This is a genomic window from Shimia litoralis (assembly GCF_005518135.1).
Lineage (GTDB): Bacteria > Pseudomonadota > Alphaproteobacteria > Rhodobacterales > Rhodobacteraceae > Shimia_E > Shimia_E litoralis.
The window spans coordinates 46,574-64,231 of the sequence record NZ_SULI01000015.1 but is presented as its reverse complement, the minus strand read 5'-3'; the positions used below and the strand labels follow the sequence as shown (position 1 = coordinate 64,231).

At 55.6% G+C, this 17,658-nt stretch carries 19 protein-coding genes; 9 read left to right on the top strand and 10 right to left on the bottom strand.

Going from position 1 to position 17,658, the window contains the following annotated elements:
- Positions 1-5 precede the first annotated feature (5 nt).
- Positions 6-338 (bottom strand): ArsR/SmtB family transcription factor, encoded by a 333-nt coding sequence (locus tag FAP39_RS12390; protein WP_138016717.1) that lies wholly within the window; start codon positions 336-338, stop codon positions 6-8.
- Between the two features lie 187 nt (positions 339-525).
- Here FAP39_RS12390 and FAP39_RS12385 point away from each other — a divergent pair, with 187 nt between their 5' ends.
- On the top strand, positions 526-1,194 hold the full coding sequence (locus tag FAP39_RS12385; RefSeq protein ID WP_138016716.1) for a cupin domain-containing protein: 669 nt from the start codon (positions 526-528) through the stop codon (positions 1,192-1,194).
- Here FAP39_RS12385 and FAP39_RS12380 read toward each other — a convergent pair.
- Complete coding sequence (locus tag FAP39_RS12380; RefSeq protein WP_138016715.1) at positions 1,191-1,655, bottom strand: Lrp/AsnC family transcriptional regulator; 465 nt, start codon at positions 1,653-1,655, stop codon at positions 1,191-1,193. The two genes, FAP39_RS12385 and FAP39_RS12380, sit on opposite strands and share 4 nt — an antisense overlap.
- A gap of 111 nt (positions 1,656-1,766) precedes the next feature.
- Between FAP39_RS12380 and FAP39_RS12375 the strand changes: the two genes are divergently transcribed.
- Positions 1,767-3,173, top strand: a complete 1,407-nt coding sequence (locus FAP39_RS12375; RefSeq protein WP_138016714.1) for an aminotransferase class V-fold PLP-dependent enzyme — start codon at positions 1,767-1,769, stop codon at positions 3,171-3,173.
- A 267-nt stretch (positions 3,174-3,440) separates the two neighbouring features.
- Here the strand turns inward: FAP39_RS12375 and FAP39_RS12370 are convergent, their stop codons facing one another.
- From FAP39_RS12370 to FAP39_RS12340, 7 genes are all read right to left on the bottom strand, one after another.
- A complete protein-coding gene (locus FAP39_RS12370) occupies positions 3,441-3,857 on the bottom strand; it encodes a PaaI family thioesterase (RefSeq protein WP_138016713.1) in 417 nt (138 codons plus the stop codon).
- 9 nt (positions 3,858-3,866) lie between these two features.
- Entirely contained in the window at positions 3,867-4,652 is a 786-nt protein-coding gene (locus FAP39_RS12365; RefSeq protein WP_138016712.1) for an SDR family NAD(P)-dependent oxidoreductase, read from the bottom strand.
- Entirely contained in the window at positions 4,642-5,670 is a 1,029-nt protein-coding gene (locus tag FAP39_RS12360; RefSeq protein ID WP_138016711.1) for a phosphotransferase family protein, read from the bottom strand. Before FAP39_RS12360 ends, FAP39_RS12365 begins: the two co-directional genes overlap by 11 nt.
- Before the next feature lie 11 nt (positions 5,671-5,681).
- Positions 5,682-6,341 (bottom strand): histidine phosphatase family protein, encoded by a 660-nt coding sequence (locus FAP39_RS12355; protein WP_138016728.1) that lies wholly within the window; start codon positions 6,339-6,341, stop codon positions 5,682-5,684.
- Between the two features lie 5 nt (positions 6,342-6,346).
- Positions 6,347-7,336: an NAD(P)H-dependent flavin oxidoreductase gene (locus FAP39_RS12350; protein WP_138016710.1), complete on the bottom strand. Its 990-nt coding sequence runs from the start codon at positions 7,334-7,336 to the stop codon at positions 6,347-6,349.
- 111 nt (positions 7,337-7,447) lie between these two features.
- A complete protein-coding gene (locus tag FAP39_RS12345; protein ID WP_138016709.1) occupies positions 7,448-8,335 on the bottom strand; it encodes an alpha/beta fold hydrolase in 888 nt (295 codons plus the stop codon).
- Positions 8,328-9,953 carry a long-chain fatty acid--CoA ligase gene (locus tag FAP39_RS12340; protein WP_138016708.1) on the bottom strand — a complete coding sequence of 542 codons (1,626 nt, stop codon included), beginning with the start codon at positions 9,951-9,953 and terminating at the stop codon, positions 8,328-8,330. The genes FAP39_RS12345 and FAP39_RS12340 overlap by 8 nt, the downstream gene beginning before the upstream one ends.
- Positions 9,954-10,170: 217 nt before the next feature.
- Here FAP39_RS12340 and FAP39_RS12335 point away from each other — a divergent pair, with 217 nt between their 5' ends.
- Positions 10,171-11,082 carry a pirin family protein gene (locus FAP39_RS12335; protein ID WP_138016707.1) on the top strand — a complete coding sequence of 304 codons (912 nt, stop codon included), beginning with the start codon at positions 10,171-10,173 and terminating at the stop codon, positions 11,080-11,082.
- Positions 11,083-11,212: 130 nt separating this feature from the next.
- Here the strand turns inward: FAP39_RS12335 and FAP39_RS12330 are convergent, their stop codons facing one another.
- Positions 11,213-11,800 (bottom strand): TetR/AcrR family transcriptional regulator, encoded by a 588-nt coding sequence (locus FAP39_RS12330; RefSeq protein ID WP_138016706.1) that lies wholly within the window; start codon positions 11,798-11,800, stop codon positions 11,213-11,215.
- A 102-nt stretch (positions 11,801-11,902) separates the two neighbouring features.
- On the opposite strand from FAP39_RS12330, the gene FAP39_RS12325 reads away from it, so the two are divergent.
- The 6 genes from FAP39_RS12325 to recJ all read left to right on the top strand — a co-directional run bounded on the left by FAP39_RS12325 (position 11,903) and on the right by recJ (position 17,631).
- Positions 11,903-12,145 carry a hypothetical protein gene (locus tag FAP39_RS12325; protein WP_138016705.1) on the top strand — a complete coding sequence of 81 codons (243 nt, stop codon included), beginning with the start codon at positions 11,903-11,905 and terminating at the stop codon, positions 12,143-12,145.
- Positions 12,146-12,254: 109 nt separating this feature from the next.
- On the top strand, positions 12,255-13,541 hold the full coding sequence (locus tag FAP39_RS12320) for a homoserine dehydrogenase (RefSeq protein WP_138016704.1): 1,287 nt from the start codon (positions 12,255-12,257) through the stop codon (positions 13,539-13,541).
- An 85-nt stretch (positions 13,542-13,626) separates the two neighbouring features.
- Positions 13,627-14,292: a DUF6962 family protein gene (locus FAP39_RS12315; RefSeq protein ID WP_138016703.1), complete on the top strand. Its 666-nt coding sequence runs from the start codon at positions 13,627-13,629 to the stop codon at positions 14,290-14,292.
- A 67-nt stretch (positions 14,293-14,359) separates the two neighbouring features.
- On the top strand, positions 14,360-15,322 hold the full coding sequence (gene glpX, locus FAP39_RS12310) for a class II fructose-bisphosphatase (RefSeq protein ID WP_138016702.1): 963 nt from the start codon (positions 14,360-14,362) through the stop codon (positions 15,320-15,322).
- Between the two features lie 6 nt (positions 15,323-15,328).
- Positions 15,329-15,892 carry a cysteine hydrolase family protein gene (locus FAP39_RS12305; RefSeq protein WP_138016701.1) on the top strand — a complete coding sequence of 188 codons (564 nt, stop codon included), beginning with the start codon at positions 15,329-15,331 and terminating at the stop codon, positions 15,890-15,892.
- The gene (recJ, locus tag FAP39_RS12300) at positions 15,889-17,631 is read left to right on the top strand and encodes a single-stranded-DNA-specific exonuclease RecJ (protein ID WP_138016700.1); all 1,743 of its coding nucleotides are present in this window, start codon (positions 15,889-15,891) and stop codon (positions 17,629-17,631) included. The genes FAP39_RS12305 and recJ overlap by 4 nt, the downstream gene beginning before the upstream one ends.
- Positions 17,632-17,658: the final 27 nt, after the last annotated feature.

Below are 17,658 nucleotides of genomic sequence, written 5' to 3'. Positions count from 1 at the left end.
CTCTCTCAGCAACTACAGGTGATGTCTTCGATCAAGGGTTCACAAAGCTCCGGACGGCCACCACAGCAATCACGTAACAAGAACCCAAGCATGCCACGCAGCCCTTCGGTATTTGCGCAATACCGGATCGCGCGCCCTTCTCGGCTCTTTCTGACCAAGCCCGCCGCCAAGAGCACAGACAGGTTGGCCGACATTGTATTTTGGCGCACGTCCAACGCCTGCGCAATTTCTCCGGCCAGCATGCCCTGATCGCCAGCGGCAATCAGCAAGCGAAAGACATCAAGCCGGGTCTCTTGACTGAGAGCTGAAAATGCAGTGAGTGTTTCTAATTTATCCATATATCATGAATTATTGAATTGTTTGAATTTCGTCAATACCGTTATGCCGCGCGGGGTGTGAAACCTTTGTGACATACGTGCGCACCAGACATCTTACCAACACCAGATTTACCAACCGCCACGCCTGCCCCCTTGATCCGTTCTGCAAGACCTCTACCTTGATTATGTCCAAACGGGGTGTGGCACGATGAGAGTAAACTCGGATTTTTCCAAACGCGTGGTGATACGCCCGCAAGATCACACGTGGGTTCAATCGCCTGCCAACGGCGTAGAGCGCATGATGCTGGACCGCATTGGCGAAGAAGTGGCGCGTGCGACGACCTTGGTTCGCTTTGCACCAGAGTCACAATTCGACCCGCACACCCATGGCGGCGGCGAAGAGTTCTTGGTGCTCGACGGAGTATTCTCGGATGAAAGCGGTGACTACCCGCAAGGGTCGTATGTCCGCAATCCAATCGGGACATCCCACCGTCCGCACACCCACCAAGGCTGTACCATTCTTGTAAAACTGCACCAGTTCGACGCGGACGACCAAGCGCACTTCTCGATCGACACAAAAAACTCAGCGTTTCAACAAGGCTCTGCCGACGGGCTGACGGTCTTGCCACTCCACAGCGTCGCCAGTGAAAATGTGGCATTGGTTCGCTGGGCCCCCGGCACCAAATTCAACCGCCACCGCCACTGGGGAGGCGAAGAAATCTATGTGTTAGAGGGCACCTTCCAAGATGAGCACAGCGACTATCCTCAAGGGACTTGGCTTCGCAGCCCCCACCTATCGGAACACACCCCGTTTTCAGAGTCAGGGTGCCTTATCTATGTAAAAACAGGCCATCTGTTGCCGGACACCGCGCCCTAGCCAAACACGTCCAGAGGGCGGTCATCCAACATCGTTTCCATGGCGAAATAACCAGTCACGGTATCAAGCTCGAACCCTGTGGTGAGACGCCGATAAACCGTGTCGTACCCTGCCATCCCGTGTGTCACGATTTTCAACATATAGTCCCAATCGCCCCCAATGCGATGCATTTCACACACCTGTGGAATACGCGCCACATGGGCGCGAAATCCTTCTGCCCACTCTGTTGAATGATTGCGGGTTCGCACCATCACGAAGACAGTCAAATCAAGCCCAAGCTTGGCCGCGTCAATTCGCATGCGCGCACCTTGCAATACCTCGTCTTCTTCCAGCCGCTTGAGACGACGCCAAAGTGCATTCTGAGACAGGCCCACGCGCTCAGCGATGTCACGCTGAGACAGGCCGCCGTCTCTCTGTACAAGATCAAGTATCTTGCGATCAATATTATCAAATTTCGACATGGAACCTATCAAATGACACAATCTTTTGAAATTCTCAATGTAATTAAGTGATATTTATACGTTCTTTTCAATTTAACTTAACGACACCATCACTCACGCAGAAGGTGTCCTATGCCAGATCAAAACTCTACACTGTCGCAATTCGAAGCAAACCTTCGGGACGCACCATATCCCCTAGCCTCAATTCGCGACGGGCAAATCGGCAAGGACACCTTCATCGATGGCCCCGCTGGGCGTCATAAAATGATATATGCTGATTATGTCGCATCGGGCCGTCCTCTTCGCCAAATCGAGGACTTTGTGATGTCGCAGGTACTTCCGTTTTATGCAAACAGCCATACCGAAGCGTCATTCTGTGGCGCGACCATGACACACATGAGAGAAGATGCGCGGCAAATCATTGCCACAAAATGCGGCGCAAACCTCAACGATCATGCTGTGATATTTTCCGGATCCGGCGCAACGTCAGGGCTCAATCAACTGGTTCACCTTTTTGACGTTCCGGCAACGCTGGCACAAGGCAAAGCCGTGAAAATCTTGATGGGCCCGTATGAACATCATTCAAACATCTTGCCTTGGCGTGAAAGCGGAGCATCCGTGGTCGAAATCCGCGAAGGCGTGAAGGGTGGTCCCGATATGGAGCACCTCGAGGCAGAGCTTCGCTCTGGTGACAAGAATTGCCTGACCATTGTGGCATTTTCTGCCGCATCGAACGTCACAGGTATTTGCGCGGACGTCGCGGCGATCACCACTCTGGTCAAATCTTACGACGCACTGATGGTTTGGGATTATGCGGGCGGTGGACCATATTTGCCGATTGCCATGTCGCAAACGCAGGCCGAGATCGATGCCATCGCCCTTTCACCTCACAAATTCATCGGAGGCCCCGCCGCAAGCGGGGTGCTGATCGTGCGCCGTGACGCAGTGCGCACCCATCGCCCCAGCCGTCCCGGCGGCGGTACAGTCAGCTTTGTGAATGCCCACCAGCATGATTATGTCCCCCGCATTGAGCAACGCGAAGAAGGTGGCACGCCCAACGTGATTGGTGACATCCGCGCCGCTCTGGCCTTTATTGTCAAAGATGTCATCGGCCAAGACTATATGACCTCACGCAACGCCAATTTGGCTCACAAGGCGTTTGCAATATGGGGAAACGATCCCTGCATCGAGATATTGGCCCCAAATGACCAAGACCGGTTACCGTTTCTGTCGTTTGTCCCACGCAGCCCTGATGGACAGCGCCTCAACTATCAGACCTTCACACGCGCATTGTCTGACCTCTATGGTATTCAGGCCCGCGGCGGTTGTTCTTGCGCGGGACCATATGTGCATCGTTTGATGGGCATTGACGATGCGTGGTCAGATCAGTTGCGCACAGAGATTCTGGCCGGGGACACCTCGCGCAAGCCCGGTTTTGTTCGGCTAAATCTTTCGGTTCTGATGGATGATGATACCGTCGATTTCATTCTGGGTTCCGTAGCGGCCCTAACCAGAAGGGACCTCGCCTGCGCCGCATAAGGTCGCGCGACCCTAGTTGGGATAACCGCTATGGCAGGCAGTGCGCCCAGTTTTCACACTTTCACAGATCGTGATCTCAGGCACCTGACTTCAGGTGGTGCACACAAGGTAAGGGGAGCCCGTGCACCGCACTGCCCACAATACTGCCCACAATTTTCAAACCTACCAATCTTACGCACGCGCCGAGCGTAGCGAGGCTTGGCCCAACCAGCGCCAAGGCCCTTCGGCCTTGGTGTCCGGGCGGGAGCCGCTGCCTTCTTACATCACCTAGGCAGAACGACGGTATTTAAAAGCGCCAGATCCCCGCGCAATGACCTCGCCAGTCTCATCCAAAATCGTCGACTCGGCGAAAAAGGTGGATGACCCGCCCCCGGTTCTATGGCCTTTCGCAATCAACAGCTTGCCCTTGGGTCTGCTCAAGAAATTTGTTGTCAGCGAGAGCGTCAAAGCCAGCCTCTTTTGCTCGGAGCTTCCAGTAAAACAGCCCGCATACCCCATCACAGTATCCAATAGCGTGGCATATATCCCCCCGTGCGGAATCCCCGCACGGTTCATCAAATAATGCTCGATCGGTAACTCAAGCTGGGCGAAATCTGTATCCCAATGCGTCAAATGAAACCCAAGGTGCTTTTGCAGCGCATAAGGTGTTTCTTTTAAACTGGGATCAAGCGGTGACTGTGTCATATGCGATACTTACACCGCCGTCAGACCGCCGTCGAGCGCAACGGCCTGCCCTGTCATAAACGAGTTTTCAGCCGCACACATCCAAAGCATCGCTTGAACAATTTCATCAGGTTGCGCGACACGCGCCATAGGAATGCGCGCTGTGATCTGATCATAGGCGTTCTCGCGGCTTTGGCCTGTGCGCGCCCCGACCTGATCGGCCATTTCATCAAACAAGGGCGTCACCGCAAACGAAGGACACAACGCATTGACACGAATACCCTTACGCGCGGTTTCATCCGCCGCCGCCCGTGTCAGCCCGACAACCGCATGCTTTGCGGCCGCATACGCAGAGAGATGCGCCGCACCAACAAGACCCGCAGCCGACGCCACATTCAAAATCACCCCAGACCCTGCTTGCAGCATCATCGGAATTTGCGCCTTCATTCCCAAAAACACGCCACGGGCATTCACAGCCATATTGCGATCAAACTCGTCCACGCTCAGCATATGCAACGGCTTAAGGTCGTGCCCCATACCTGCGTTATTGATCGCAACATTTAGCGCACCATACGTGGTCTTGATATGATCCACGTGCGCCTGCATCTGTGCCTCTTGGGATACATCCACGATATCGGTGAGCACCTCGCACCCATCTTGGCGCAACGCGTTGGCCAAAGTATCGAGCGCATCTTTGGAAATATCAGACAGCGCAAGGCGGGCACCTTCGGCTCCAAACCGTTGTGCCGCCAATTTGCCAAATCCGCTCGCGGCGCCCGTAATCATCACCACTTGGTTTTCGAACTTACCCGCCATTTTTGGCCGCCTCCAATCCAGCATTTGCAAACAATGGCACATACGTTCCCATTTGTGCCGCACGCTCCGGATCAGAGGCATTCCCATCCAATCCGCGCTTTTTCACACCTTGAATGATGGCCGCCATCCGGAAAAAGCAGAACGCTAGGTAAAACCCAAACCGGTCGATGCCAGCCAGCCCCATTCTCTGGCAATACGCCGCAATAAACTCGGAATCTGAAGGCAAGCCGAGCGCCGCGCGGTCTACGCCCTTCAGGCCGCGCCCAGCGCCCCCCGGCGGCATCTGCCATTGCATGATCATACCTGCCAAATCCGCATAGGGGTGGCCAATCGTAGACAGTTCCCAATCCAGCACGGCAACGCAGTCTGTGCGATCTTTGGCAAACAACATATTGTCCAACCGAAAGTCTCCGTGCACCAACGTGCGCTTGCCATCATCCTCAGGAATGTTGTCGGCAAGCCAATCCATCAGTTGATCCATTTCGGGCACAGCTTCGGTTTCAGATTGGCGATATTGCTTGGTCCAGCGCCCAATTTGGCGCTCAAAGTAGTTCCCTTGAGGGCCATAGTCGCCCAGCCCTGCCGCGTCGATATCGACGGAATGGATGGCCGCTAGCACCGCATTCATTTGGTCAAAAACTTTGGCACGATCCGATACAGACAAATCCACCAACCGCGGATCATCAAAGTTACGCCCCTCGATCCGCTCCATCACATAGAAGGCCGAGCCAATCACGTTGTCATCTTCACAGAGCACATACATCTTGGCCACAGGCACATCGCTGTCGGCCAGCGCCTGCTGAACCCGAAATTCACGATCCACGGCATGCGCCGACTTAAGCAACACACCCGGTGGTTTGCGACGCAACACATACTCGCGTGCAGGTGTTTTCAGCAAAAATGTCGGATTGGACTGCCCGCCCACAAACTTTTCAACCTCGAGAGGACCCTGAAAGTCAGGGAGCGCCTTGGCAAGCCAGTTTTCGACAGCTGCGGTATCCAGTTCATTTGTGTCCATGGGGGCCTCATTCAGCTATAGGTCAACATCGTGCTCTCGTTCGAGGCATCGATATGCGGTGTTTCATTAAATCCGTTCAACCACGCCCGATCACCAGACAACACAAAGCGCGCAACAGCGCAGTTCTTTGTCTGAAGTTGCAAGGTCACCATCTGGTCGGCAGGCGCACCCAACGCGTCCGTAATCATTTGCCCGATTGCCCCGCCAGACGACACCGCAAGGCAAGTTTTTGCATCACGTTGCGCCATCACGTCCCGCGCCGCCCGCACACGTTCTGAAAATGCTGCAAAGGTTTCCGGAGGATTGGTAATTTCATCGCACTGCCACATCAGAACCGTATCCCGCAGCATTCTAAAATGTGTTTTGCGGTCATCGTGCAACCCTGCGGGTGCACCGCCAGCGGCGAAACGGGCATCAAGCAACCCCTTGAAATCAAACTCATTCAGCCCGGGAACAACGATCGGTTCATAGGCACGTTCCAATCCTTGGGCGATACCCTCCCACGTTTGGCGATGGCGCCTTTGTTCTCCGATAAACACAGCATCAGGCACGATCCCTTGGCGGGCCAACGCCACGCCCAGCGCCCGAGATTGTTCATGCCCTATTGCCGAGAGATTATCATAATCCGCAGCCCCGAACGACGCTTGTGCATGGCGCACCAGATGCAACACCGAGGTCAAGCAAGACGCCCTTTCAGACGCTCAAATGCTGCATGGAATTCGGTTTCGATACGGGCAACGACATCCTCTGCGGGTGTGATCGCCTCGACCGCGCCAATACCTTGGCCTGCTCCCCAGATTTCTTTCCACGCTTTGGGTTTGGATGACCCTGCAGCAAAGTCCATGGTCTTTTGATCACCTTGTGGCAATGCGTTTGGATCCATCCCTGCATTTGAAATCGACGATTTCAGATAATTCCCAGACACGCCGGTGAACAACGATGATGTCACGATGTCTTCAGCGCCGCTGTCGACGATCATTTGTTTGTATTCTTGCACAGCGTTGGCTTCTTTTGTCGCGATGAACGGCGACCCAATATACCCAAGATCAGCCCCCATCGCGAGCGCCGCCAAGAGAGAGTCCCCTGTGGCAATGGCCCCAGACAACAAGAGCGGTCCGTCAAACCACTCGCGTATTTCACGGATCAATGCCAATGGCGATTGCGGTCCGGCATGTCCACCAGCACCCGCAGCGACGGCAATCAATCCGTCCGCGCCTTTTTCAATCGCCTTCTTGGCAAACCTGTTGTTGATGACATCATGCAGCGCGATACCACCACAACTGTGCGCGGCCTCGTTGACCTCGGCGCGCGCTCCCAAAGAAGTGATCCATACGGGAACTTTCCATTTCGCGCAAATCTCGATGTCGCGATCCAGACGCGCATTTGAGCGATGCACAATTTGGTTTACCGCAAACGGGGCCGCGGGTGCGTCAGGGTTGGCTTGATTGTGCCGATCCAGTTCATCCGTAATTTCTTGCAACCACGCCTCAAGCAACGGCGACTCTCCATCACCTTCTCGCGCATTCAATGCCGGGAAGCTCCCGATCACCCCTGCTTTACATTGCGCGATCACAAGCGCCGGCACAGAGATGATAAAAAGAGGAGAAGCGATTGCGGGAATTCTCAGGCCCTGCAAAGCTTTGGGCAGATGGTGGTCGCCAGACATAGTATGATCCCTTTAAGTACATACTCAACGGTATGTATTTTCCACTCAAGCGCAAGAGGTCAATGTCACGACACTACGTCACTTTGGCAAACACACCGCTTCCGACTGCACCTATGCAAGGAACGCCCGTATTTCATCCGCGATGATTTCCGGCTCTTGATGCAATATCCAGTGATCCGCATTCTGAATGTCCACGCTCACGAGCTTCGTGCAGAAATCACCAAGCCCTTCGCGGGTCTCGGGCAACAAAGCCACATCCTGCGCCCCCCACAAAACAAGATGCGGCATGGTCACCTGCAACCGCGATACATCGAATTCTGGCATCGCGCCCGCCGCTAGGGGATGCCCCGGTCGCGCGACACGAAGGGGAGAGGCGCAATACCAATTCAACATGGCCTGAACACCCGCAACGCCCCCCCAAGCTTGCATATATTGGGCGCGTTTTGCCGGTGTCATCCAAGACATATCCATGTGCTTGCCGAAAAACTCCCACAGCAATCGAAAATCATCTTTTGCCAAAGCCTCGGCGGTACCTGCCTTGCGAAGCGCCAAGATATACTGGCTGGCCTTGGTCTGCGCCCCACCCGAGGCAAGCGCTCGCTGAAACGGGACAGGGTGTACGCCGTTCACAACCACCAAGTTTTCCAATATCTGCGGGAACCGCATCGCCAAAGCATAGCCCACCGACGCCCCCCAATCATGCGCGACTACTGCCGCCGCAGCTCGCCCCTGACCAAAATGTGCGATCATTGCAGCGGCGTCAGAGACAAGGTGCGGCATGGAATATTGCGCAACCTCAGAAGGCTTCCAAGATTGACCGTATCCTCTCTGGTCGGGCGCCACACAATAGAAGTGCGCCTCAAGGTGCGGAAACACATCGGCCCACGCCCCGGAATATTCGGGAAACCCATGCAAGCAAAGCATCAACGGGGCCTGTGGGTCGCCAGCAACCATCGCATGGTATTGCTGCCCTTGAACATCAAACTCTACACTATGCATCAGGACTGGTGCCCTCTGCATACGCCTTGCGCAACGTGAGCTTCGATACTTTCCCCGTCGCCGTCAGAGGGAGCTCGTCTACGAACACAACATCATCCGGCAGCTGCCATTTGGCAAAGTGCTCCTCAAGCAATGCCATGAGTTCGGCCACGTCGGGTTTGCCAGAGCCAGACGGAACGACAATCAGCAGGGGCCGTTCATCCCATTTGGGATGTGGCACAGCGATAACCGCGCAATTGGCCACCTGAGGATGTGCCATCACAGCATTTTCCAAATCCAGTGAACTGATCCACTCACCCCCCGATTTAATCAGGTCCTTGGCACGGTCTGTAATCGTCAAGAAGCCGTTGGCGTCGATGCTGGCCACATCGCCTGTTCCAAACCAACCCTCGTTATCAAAGGCTTGCGCGTCTGCATCCTCGTTACGATAATACCCAGAGGTGATCGTGTTGCCCCTGACAAAAAGCTCGCCAGCCGCAATGCCATCATGCGCCAGTGCCGTACCGTCTTCATCCACAATTTTCAAATCCACCCCAAAAATCCTTCGACCCTGTTTGGATTTTATCGCAACGCGTTCCTTTATCGGAAGGTGCTCAAGGTGGACCGGCAAATTTCCCTGAGTGCCGACTGGGCTCATTTCGGTCATGCCCCACGCGTGGCAGACATTCACCCCTGCCTGTTCAAAGGCTTCGATCATGCTGGCAGAGGCGGCCGAACCCCCGACGACCATGTCCTTCAGACCATTTGGCAGGCGGCCTTGTTTGGTGATTTCCCCTTGCAGCCCAAGCCACACCGTCGGCACGCCCCAGGCCGAAAACACGCCTTCGGCGTCCATAAGCCGAAACAGGCTTTCGCCATCCAACGCAGCGCCGGGGAAAATAAGAGACGCGCCGGTAAGGGGCGCTGCATACGGCAGCCCCCAGGCATTCACATGAAACAGCGGCACAACCGGCAGTATCTTTCGGCCCGGTTGTAACGCAGACGGCAGCGACAGCCCCACCATCATCGCATGTAAGACCGTCGAGCGATGCGTATACAGCGTGCCTTTGGGGTTACCGGTGGTGCCGGATGTATAGCACAATCCGGCGGCGGTTTCCTCGGGAAAGTCGGGCCAGTCAAAATGCTCAGACTGCCCTGCAAGCAAATCTTCATAACACAACGCCTCCACATCTTGGGGCATGTGCGCACGATCCGTCATCACAACGATCTGCAATCCGGCGGGCCACTGGTTTCGCAAAGATTGCACCAGCGGCACAAACGTCAAATCGACAAACAGCATCGTGTCTTCTGCGTGCGTGATAATATAGGTCATTTGCTCGGCCGACAGGCGCGGGTTAATGGTGTGACAGACAGCCCCCATCCCCGAAATCGCATAATACAGCTCAAAATGGCGATATCCATTCCACGCCAATGTCGCCACGCGATCCCCCATCTTGGCCCCTTGCGCCGCTAGCCCGTGTGCAAGACACGCAACGCGCTTGGCGGTTTGGGCATATGTTGTGCGGTGCACATCCCCTTCTGTACGCACAGACACAATTTCGCCGTGCGGGTGCACTTCTGCTGCGAATGTCAGAATGTCCGCAATTTTTAGCGGACGCATCATCATGGACCCAAACATATCAGCCCTCCCCTGCTGCAATGTTGATCATCACTGGTTCAAATCACTATGCGCCTGCCAAATCCCATGTCAAAACACGAAAGGCCAAGTTCCGCAGCGTCGTATCGACGTTCACCACGTACAGTTCATGAGCGCACAGACTGAGTTCACACAAACACACTTCGCGCTATTGCGCACATCACGCCTACTCCTTACTTTCCATTCAAAGGAGACCACCATGTCGATTAGACCTGTTCTTGAACAACGCGCCGCAAAGCCCACAACCGAAGGTGCCGGCGTACATCTGCATCGGGCCTTTGGCTTCTCGGATCCAGAAGAACTTGATCCGTTCTTGATGATGGATCACTTTCGCAATGATGATCCGGACAAGTTCAGCGCAGGTTTTCCGTGGCACCCGCATCGCGGCATTGAAACTATTACCTATGTCCTGTCCGGTTCTGTGGATCATCAGGATTCATTGGGAAACTCGGGATCCCTTGGCGCAGGGGATGTCCAGTGGATGACCGCAGGGTCTGGTATCATGCATCAAGAAATGCCTACACCAGACGCCCAAGGCACCAATCACGGCTTTCAACTATGGGCCAACCTGCCATCTGATCTCAAGATGACAGCCCCCCGATATCAAGATGTGCAAGCGCGTGAAATTCCAGAGATCACAGAAGATGACGGCACACGGGTTCGCGTCATTGTCGGAACATTCTGGGGCAAGCGCGGCCCCGTAGACGGGATCGCTGCCGACCCTCAATATCTTGATATCTATGTTCCACCCGGCCTAAAGAAGACATTTCCCGTCGACACCTATCGGCGCGCGTTTGCCTATGTCTTCGAGGGAGATGCCGCCTTTGCTGATGCATCCCAGCCGTCCGGGATATTGCTCGAAAAAGAAGTCGCAGGCACCGAGGTCAACATCCGCGACATGTCCGGAGACCGCACGCTCGTCCGGTTCGGCACTGGCGACGAGGTCACAGTGCAAGCTGGCGAGCAGGGCGTTAGATTTCTGCTCATCTCGGGTGCGCCGATCCAAGAACCCGTCGCATGGCATGGGCCGATTGTGATGAATACACGCCAAGAACTTGAACAAGCATTTTCCGAGTTGCGCAACGGGACGTTTATCAAACCCGCACATTAACACTCGGTATTCCGGCATGTACCTTGCGCGTTCGATCAGTCCTCCGAGCGTAGCGAGGCCCGGCCCAACCGGTGTCACATGCCGCAAGGCATGTGGTCACTGGGCGGGAGCATGCGGCCCATTCTGTGCATCACGCGGTGACGGCTTTGCGTACCATATCCGCATAGACCTGCTCGACCTCGTCCAATGACAAACGTCCTCCTTCTTGGAACCACGTATTCACCCCAGTGAGCATCGCAATCACAGCCAATGTCGCAATTTTGGTGTCCGGCACGGCAAAATCGCCAAGTTCTTGCCCTTGCTGCAAGATGGCTTCCAATTCATCTTCATATTCGCGTCGCAACTTCCCGATAATTTCAAAATTCTCGGGTGCCAGATTGCGCAGTTCCATATAGGCGATAAAGACCTCCTCAGGACGCTGCGAGTGAAACCGAATGTGAAACCGTGTAAAATTTTCTAAGCGGGCTATGGGCGAGTCCGGTACGACATTTTTTCTTCGGGCATCAAGCAAGTCGCACATGTGGGTGTTCATCAGGTCAAACAGCAACGTCTGTTTGTCCGGTGTGTAATTATACAAGGCGCCTGCCTGCACCCCCACTTCGCGCGCGATCTGGCGCATCGACACCGCAGCAAACCCATGCTGCGCAAACAGTTTGAGAGCCGCCGTGCGCACACGGGGGCCAGTGATGTCAGAGTGTGATCCGGTGGTGCGTGCCATATCCCGAGATTAACTGAACATTTGTTCACTTAAAACCCCTGCTTGCCCTGATCGCCGGACTGAGGCAAAACCAAACGACCAAATACTGAAAGAAACACCGGTATGCGCCGAAATCTGTTGCTCACTGTCCCAATCCTGCTTGCGTCCTGCGCCCAGTTTCCAGCCGTCGACAGTACCGAGGACCCGGCCTTGGCCGATGCGCCATATCCCGAACTGGTGCCCGTTGAACAGGTTCTCATCGACACCCCTCCCCGCCTTGACGAGAACAGCGCAGACCAATTGCAATCGCGCATCAACGGATTAAACCGCCGCGCAGACGCATTGCGCAACATTCCAACACAATAAGCCCCGGGCGCAACGCCCACATATATCCCGCCACAAGAAAACTTGCTGCGTTGCGCAGCCATGCGGAACGCGCTACACGCGCTCCCAGATATTCGCAAAGGAGAGAACGATGACCACCCCCCTGCGTCTTGGTATTGCCGGACTGGGCACCGTTGGTGTCGGTGTCGTAAAAATCGTGCGTCAAAAAGCCAACCTTTTGGCAGAGCGCACCGGGCGTCCCGTGGTCATTACCGCAGTATCTGCGCGATCTCGCGATAAAGACCGCGGCGTGAACCTAAGCGACTATGCTTGGGAAGATGATCCGGTCGCTTTGGCGAAACGCGATGATGTGGATGTCTTTGTCGAACTCATGGGCGGGCACGATGGCCCAGCCAAGGACGCAACAGAGGCCGCCTTGGCAGCTGGCAAGGATGTCGTCACCGCCAACAAAGCCATGCTGGCCCACTTTGGCCAAGAGCTGGCCATCGCAGCAGAAGATGCCGGACGTGTGATTAGATTCGAAGCCGCTGTCGCAGGCGGTATTCCCGTCATCAAAGCACTGACAGAAGGCCTTGCAGGCAATCAGGTCAGCCGCGTGATGGGGGTCATGAACGGCACCTGTAATTATATCCTCACACGCATGCAGGATTCGGGATTGCCATACGAAGATGTCTTCCAAGAAGCCAGTGATCTTGGCTACCTCGAAGCAGATCCGAACCTAGATGTTGGCGGCATTGACGCAGGTCACAAGCTTGCGCTTCTGTCGTCGATCGCTTTTGGCACGCAAGTGAATTTCGACGGCGTCGAGCTGGAAGGCATTCAGCGTATTTCCATCGAAGACATCCACCAAGCTGCCGAACTGGGCTATAAGATCAAACTGTTGGGCGTGGCCCAAATGACAGGTCGTGGGCTTGAGCAGCGCATGTCGCCGTGTCTGGTTCCCGAAGATAGCCCCCTGGGTCAACTCAAGGGCGGCACGAATATGGTTGTGATTGAAGGCGATGCCGTCGAACAGATCGTGTTACGCGGCCCCGGTGCTGGCGAGGGACCAACAGCCAGCGCGGTGATGGGCGACGTCTGTGATATCGCCCGCGGATTCCGACTGGCCACCTTCGGCGCTCCAGCACAAGGCTTGCAAAAAGCCAAGGTCGCGCAGTCAAACTCTCCGGCCCCATATTATTTACACCTGACTCTCGAGGATAAACCCGGAGCACTCGCCAAGATTGCCACCGTTTTGGGCGACAATGGCGTGAGCATTGATCGCATGCGTCAGACCCGTCACAACAACACCAACGCCCCTGTTTTGATTGTCACCCACAAGACCACCCGCGCTGCGCTGGACCTTGCGGTCACAGCGATGAAAGATACTGGTGTGATGGTGAACGACCCTGTGGCGCTTCGGATTGAAACCGTCTGAGACGAACGTCTAACGATGTCGTAAACCTGTTTCAGATGCGCCCCATATTTTGAGGCGCATCTTTTTTGTATTGTGAGTTTAGTAAATGTCATTGTTTTCTTCTGTTGATCTGTATTGCGAACGTCTTTCGCCCGAGTTTTGGGCCGAGCCGGTAAACGCATGGACCAATTTGGCCTTTGTAGCCGCCGCTCTTTGGGCGTGGACCGAAGCGCGCAAGCGCCCTCCCGTTCCTAGGGTCATCACATTACTGATCACTCTCACGGCGTTGATTGGTGTGGGCTCATTTCTGTTTCATACTTTTGCAAATGGCCTGACAGAATGGGCTGATGTGGTGCCAATCTGGAGCTTTATTGCGCTCTATGTGTTGACCGCGATTCATTTGGTTGGGGGTGTTCCGCCCCGTCGGCTTGTACGGATTGGGGCGATTGTCGCAGCCGTCGTTGTGGTCGTCTTTCTGGCGACGGGATCTTCGGAGCCCGCCTCGGGGCCATCAGTATTGAACGGATCACTACAGTATGCCCCCGCCCTGATTGCCCTGTGCGTGTTCTCCATTTTGACCCTTGCGCGCAAACATCCTCTGTCACCTTGGGCCGTTGCGGCAACAGTCGTATTTGCGATCTCGCTGGTGTTTCGCACAATCGACCTTGAAATCTGCGCCGACTTTCCGTTGGGAACCCACTTTATGTGGCACGTCCTGAATGGCGCGATGGTGGCGTTGCTGTTGCAGGCTTTGGTGCGCAACAGGCTTTGACGCTTGTGTGACGTGACATCGCCGTCTAACATTTCTGGATAACCATTGTATCTCACTCAGGGGTCTCATGTCCGGCAATTCAGATTTTCAAGACCGTATGCTCTCTCTGGGGTTGGCACGCGTTGCCGAACAAGCTGCACTGGCCTCCGCAAAGTTCATCGGGCGTGGGAACGAACAAGCCGCAGATCAAGCTGCGGTCAACGCCATGCGTGAACAGCTAAATATGCTTGATATTTCGGGTGTGGTTGTCATCGGCGAAGGCGAGCGTGACGAAGCCCCAATGTTGTATATTGGCGAAAAAGTTGGCACCGGAAACGGACCCGAGGTCGACATTGCGCTTGACCCGCTAGAGGGCACAACGCTGACAGCCAAGGACATGCCCAATGCCCTGACCGTCATTTCCATGGGGCCACGCGGATCGATGCTGCATGCGCCCGATGTTTACATGGACAAGTTGGCCATTGGCCCCGAGTACGCCAAAGATGTCGTATCTCTGGACATGTCGCCTGCCGAACGGGTGGTCGCATTGGCCGCCGCCAAACGCTGTGACCCCACCGATATTACAGTTTGTATTCTTGAGCGTCCGCGCCATTCGGACATGATTGCACAAGTCCGCGAAACAGGCGCGGCCATTCGCCTGATTACCGATGGTGACGTGGCAGGTGTCATGCATTGCGCCGAAAGCCGCATAACGGGCATTGATATGTATATGGGCACGGGTGGTGCCCCCGAGGGCGTGCTTGCGGCGTCTGCGCTTAAATGTATGGGAGGACAAATCTGGGGCCGCCTGATGTTCCGCAATGACGATGAACGGCACCGTGCCACAAACGCAGGCATCACCGATTTCAACCGAATTTATGCAAGAGATGACATGGTCACCGACGACGTCATTTTCGCCGCAACAGGAGTCACTCAGGGCTCACTGGTGTCCGGGATAAAACGTGAGGCAGGCTGGTACACAACCGAAACCCTGATCATGCGCTCGAAAACTGGCTCCGTCCGTCGCATGACCTATCGCACACCGGCCTGACCTGTCGTGACACGCGCCCTGTTATTGATCGATATCCAAGAGGGCATGGACAGCCCCGAGTGGGGATCGCGCAACAATCTGGATGCTGAACACAACGCATCACGCTTGCTAAGCCATTTTCGGCAAACCCACGCGGACGTGTGTCATGTGCGCCACCTGTCGACCAATCCAGATAGCCCTTTGCACCCTTCCCGTGCCGGGACATCGATCAAGGCCGAAGTCGCGCCCATGCAACAAGAGCCAGTGTTCCACAAGCATACGAATTCCGCGTTTATCGGCACCGCTTTGGAAGAATATCTAAAACAGCAACGCATCACAGGGCTGGTGATTGCAGGTCTATCCACGCCACAATGCATCTCAACATCTGTGCGCATGGCCGCGAATTTGGGGTTTGATGTATGGCTGGCCCACGATGCCTGCGCAGCCTTTGCACATCATGCGATCTTTGATTGGGCCCCCCACATCCCCACACTCTCCGCCCAAGACATTCACAATGCCGAAGTATCCATGCTACATGGCGAGTTCTGCCGCGCACGCAGTACCCAAGCAATCATTAGGGCCATGACATGAGCAATTTTCTAAACGTCTCGGCGTCACTGACAGGGAGAAAATGGGTTGGGCCCTCCATTGATGTGGATCGCGCGGCCTTGGCTCTGGCTCAGGACACAAATCTTCCGCCAGCCCTGTGTCAAATTCTGGCAAGGCGCGGTGTATCTTCTCATGACGCCTCGGTGTTTCTGGAACCCAAGCTCGCTGACCTGTTGCCCGACCCTCGCACGCTCAAAGACATGGAGCTTGCGACCACCCGCTTCTTAGACGCTGTCAAATCTGGCCAGAAAATCGCGGTCTTTGCAGATTATGATGTGGATGGCGGCACCTCAGCAGCGCTGTTGTTGACTTGGTTGCGCGACATGGGACATCGCGCGACGCTTTATGTCCCGGACCGGATTGACGAAGGCTATGGCCCCAACGAAGAGGCCATGGCGGAACTGGCGAAAACGCATGACCTGATTGTATGCGTTGACTGCGGCACCCTTTCACATGGACCGATCGCGGCTGCCAAAGGTGCTGACGTTATTGTTCTGGATCACCACCTCGGGGGCGAAACTCTTCCCGATGCGGTCGCGGTGGTCAATCCAAACCGACAGGACGAAGAAGGGCATCTGGCACATTTGTGCGCCGCTGCCGTGGTCTTTTTGATGTTGATCGACGCAAACCGGGTTTTGCGGGAAAATCAGACAAAGGGCCCTGATCTTATCGCTATGCTTGATCTTGTCGCATTGGCAACAGTGGCAGACGTGGCGCCGTTGATCGGGGTCAATCGCGCACTTGTCCGGCAGGGGCTGCGCATCATGGGACGGCGTGAACGCCCCGGATTGGTGGCCTTGGGGGATGTGGCACGTATGGATGCCGCCCCGACCACCTATCACCTTGGATTTTTATTGGGGCCTCGTGTCAACGCAGGCGGGCGCATTGGCCAGGCGGACCTTGGCGCTCGGCTGCTCACCACGGATAATCCCCACGAGGCGCAAGCCTTGGCTGAAAAACTGGATATTCTAAATACGGAACGGCGCGACATCGAAGCATCAGTGCGCGCAGCAGCCATGGAACAGGCCGAAGACCGCGGGTTCGAGGCGCCGCTTGTGTGGGCCGCTGGCGAAGGTTGGCACCCTGGTGTCGTGGGGATCGTTGCCTCGCGCCTCAAGGAGGCCACCAATCGCCCTGCGGTCGTCATCGGGCTTGAGGGGGACGAGGGCAAAGGGTCAGGACGTTCGATAAACGGTGTCGACCTTGGCGCGTCCATTCAAAAGCTTGCTGCCGAGGGTCTGTTGGTCAAGGGCGGCGGCCACAAGATGGCTGCGGGCCTTACTGTCAAACGCGACCAACTGGAATCGGCAATGGCGCGACTCACCGAGCTTTTGGCCCATCAAGGTGCGGGTGATGCTGGCCCTGCTGATCTCAAGTTGGACGGAATGCTTATGCCAAAGGCGGCGACCGTCGAATTGCTCGAAGACATCGACAAGGCTGGTCCTTTTGGCGCGGGAGCCCCCGCCCCCAGATTTGCATTTCCTGATGTCGAAATCCGGTTTGCCAAACGTGTGGGAGACAGTCACCTCAAGCTGAGCTTTGATGACGGGATGGGCACACGTCTTGATTCTATTTGTTTTGGGGCATTCGATACGCCGCTTGGTGCGGCCCTGTTGGCACACGGCGGTGCAAGGTTCCATTTGGCCGGCCGCTTGGAAATAAATGTGTGGGGCGGGCGGCGCTCCGTGCAATTGCGGCTAGAGGACGCCGCCCCCGCATAGGTCACAAGGCCTTGAGAAACTTACCAG

Bases quoted from the DNA above. Each gene is read 5' to 3' on its own strand.
- FAP39_RS12340 (WP_138016708.1), bottom strand. From the start codon at position 9,953: ATGTTTGGGTCCATGATGATGCGTCCGCTAAAAATTGCGGACATTCTG.
- FAP39_RS12320 (WP_138016704.1), top strand. From the start codon at position 12,255: ATGACCACCCCCCTGCGTCTTGGTATTGCCGGACTGGGCACCGTTGGT.
- FAP39_RS12375 (WP_138016714.1), top strand. From the start codon at position 1,767: ATGCCAGATCAAAACTCTACACTGTCGCAATTCGAAGCAAACCTTCGG.
- FAP39_RS12370 (WP_138016713.1), bottom strand. From the start codon at position 3,857: ATGACACAGTCACCGCTTGATCCCAGTTTAAAAGAAACACCTTATGCG.
- FAP39_RS12330 (WP_138016706.1), bottom strand. From the start codon at position 11,800: ATGGCACGCACCACCGGATCACACTCTGACATCACTGGCCCCCGTGTG.
- FAP39_RS12360 (WP_138016711.1), bottom strand. From the start codon at position 5,670: ATGGACACAAATGAACTGGATACCGCAGCTGTCGAAAACTGGCTTGCC.
- FAP39_RS12380 (WP_138016715.1), bottom strand. From the start codon at position 1,655: ATGTCGAAATTTGATAATATTGATCGCAAGATACTTGATCTTGTACAG.
- FAP39_RS12315 (WP_138016703.1), top strand. From the start codon at position 13,627: ATGTCATTGTTTTCTTCTGTTGATCTGTATTGCGAACGTCTTTCGCCC.
- recJ (WP_138016700.1), top strand. From the start codon at position 15,889: ATGAGCAATTTTCTAAACGTCTCGGCGTCACTGACAGGGAGAAAATGG.
- FAP39_RS12385 (WP_138016716.1), top strand. From the start codon at position 526: ATGAGAGTAAACTCGGATTTTTCCAAACGCGTGGTGATACGCCCGCAA.
- FAP39_RS12335 (WP_138016707.1), top strand. From the start codon at position 10,171: ATGTCGATTAGACCTGTTCTTGAACAACGCGCCGCAAAGCCCACAACC.
- FAP39_RS12350 (WP_138016710.1), bottom strand. From the start codon at position 7,336: ATGTCTGGCGACCACCATCTGCCCAAAGCTTTGCAGGGCCTGAGAATT.
- FAP39_RS12365 (WP_138016712.1), bottom strand. From the start codon at position 4,652: ATGGCGGGTAAGTTCGAAAACCAAGTGGTGATGATTACGGGCGCCGCG.
- FAP39_RS12325 (WP_138016705.1), top strand. From the start codon at position 11,903: ATGCGCCGAAATCTGTTGCTCACTGTCCCAATCCTGCTTGCGTCCTGC.
- FAP39_RS12345 (WP_138016709.1), bottom strand. From the start codon at position 8,335: ATGCATAGTGTAGAGTTTGATGTTCAAGGGCAGCAATACCATGCGATG.
- glpX (WP_138016702.1), top strand. From the start codon at position 14,360: ATGTCCGGCAATTCAGATTTTCAAGACCGTATGCTCTCTCTGGGGTTG.
- FAP39_RS12390 (WP_138016717.1), bottom strand. From the start codon at position 338: ATGGATAAATTAGAAACACTCACTGCATTTTCAGCTCTCAGTCAAGAG.